The organism is Paenibacillus sp. FSL R7-269 (assembly GCF_000517865.1).
Taxonomy (GTDB): Bacteria; Bacillota; Bacilli; order Paenibacillales; family Paenibacillaceae; genus Paenibacillus_AQ.
In genome coordinates, this window is the sequence record NZ_ASPS01000078.1 from 1 (window position 1) to 1372 (window position 1372).

Genomic DNA, 1372 nt, shown 5'->3' on the forward strand with positions numbered 1-1372 from the left:
CCTAACCACTCCCCTTAACCTTCCAGCACCGGGCAGGCGTCAGCCCGTATACTTCGCCTTACGGCTTCGCACAGACCTGTGTTTTTGCTAAACAGTCGCTTGGGCCTTTTCACTGCGGCCCCCTCGGGCTATTCACCCTACCGAGGCACCTCTTCTCCCGAAGTTACGAGGTCATTTTGCCGAGTTCCTTAACGAGAGTTCTTCCGCGCGCCTTAGAATTCTCTTCTCGCCTACCTGTGTCGGTTTGCGGTACGGGCACCTTCTCCTGACTAGAGGCTTTTCTTGGCAGTGTGAGATCATGACCTTCGCTACTATAATTTTCGCTCCCCATCACAGCCTGGCCTTAATAGTGTGCGGATTTGCCTACACACCAGCCTCACTGCTTAGACGGACATCCATCAGTCCGCGTCACTACCCTCCTGCGTCACCCCATCGCTCATAGCGGATTACGGTGGTACAGTAATTTCAAACTGTTGTCCTTCGACTACGCCTTTCGGCCTCGCCTTAGGTCCCGACTTACCCTGAGCGGACGAGCCTTCCTCAGGAAACCTTGGGCTTTCGGCGGATCAGATTCTCACTGATCTTTTCGTTACTCATACCGGCATTCTCACTTGTATGCTGTCCAGCGCTCCTTACGGTACACCTTCAACCCACATACAACGCTCCCCTACCCCAGATGCAAAGCATCTAGCCATAGCTTCGGTGGTGTGTTTAGCCCCGTTACATTTTCGGCGCAGAGTCACTCGACCAGTGAGCTATTACGCACTCTTTCAATGGTGGCTGCTTCTAAGCCAACATCCTGGTTGTCTGTGCAACTCCACATCCTTTCCCACTTAACACACACTTGGGGACCTTAGCTGATGGTCTGGGCTGTTTCCCTTTTGACAATGGATCTTAGCACTCACTGTCTGACTCCCGGCAAGAAGTTAATGGCATTCGGAGTTTGACTGAGCTTGGTAACCCTTGCGGGCCCCGCACCCAATCAGTGCTCTACCTCCACCACTCCATTCACCGAGGCTAGCCCTAAAGCTATTTCGGGGAGAACCAGCTATCTCCGAGTTCGATTGGAATTTCTCCGCTACCCCCACCTCATCCCCGCATTTTTCAACATGCGTGGGTTCGGGCCTCCAGTGCGTGTTACCGCACCTTCACCCTGGACAGGGGTAGATCACACGGTTTCGGGTCTACGTCCACATACTCAGTCGCCCTATTCAGACTCGCTTTCGCTGCGGCTCCGGCTTCTCACCTTAACCTTGCATGTTAAACGTAACTCGCCGGTTCATTCTACAAAAGGCACGCCATCACCCATAAAGAGGGCTCTGACTTTTTGTAAGCACACGGTTTCAGGTTCTATTTCACTCCCCTTCCGGGG

General features: G+C 53.4%; 1 rRNA gene. It reads right to left on the minus strand.

What is annotated here, in order from left to right:
- Nucleotides 1-1372 (minus strand): 23S ribosomal RNA (locus tag C162_RS28305); the annotation flags it as partial.